Genomic DNA, 417 nt, shown 5'->3' with positions numbered 1-417 from the left:
GAGGAGGAGACAAAGGCGAAACTCAAGGAATTGTACGACGGGTATCACTTCAACGAGGATTGTGTGGATATTTATAACCTGTCAGGTTTAATGATTACTCTGGATTCTAAACAGTTAATGAGTAATTGGATAGAGGTTGGAACGCCTTCGTTTCTGGTGAAAATGCTTAAAAAGAGAGATTCTGACTTTGGAGATTTGGAAGGGGTTGAGATAGACGGCAGTCTGCTGGATAGTAACGATACTGCATCGAAAAATCTTATTCCGTTGATTTATCAGAGCGGTTATCTGACGATTAAAGCCTACGATAAGAAATCGAATACCTACAAATTGGGGTTCCCTAACGAGCATGTGAAGAATGCTTTCACGGTACTGATGAATAGTTTTTAGCTTATCATGTGACGGAAGGAAGCTGGTGAA

At 40.5% G+C, this 417-nt stretch carries 1 pseudogene; it reads left to right on the top strand.

The features are described 5' to 3' along the window. Positions 1–387, top strand: a pseudogene (locus H6A61_RS15450) (AAA family ATPase); the annotation flags it as partial. Between the last annotated feature and the right edge of the window lie 30 nt (positions 388–417).

Origin of the sequence: Bacteroides caecigallinarum, from assembly GCF_016901995.1 — a bacterium.
Taxonomy (GTDB): domain Bacteria; phylum Bacteroidota; class Bacteroidia; order Bacteroidales; family Bacteroidaceae; genus Phocaeicola; species Phocaeicola cellulolyticus.
Note: the sequence above shows the minus strand (reverse complement) of the source record. Positions and strands in the feature narration are given on the sequence as shown.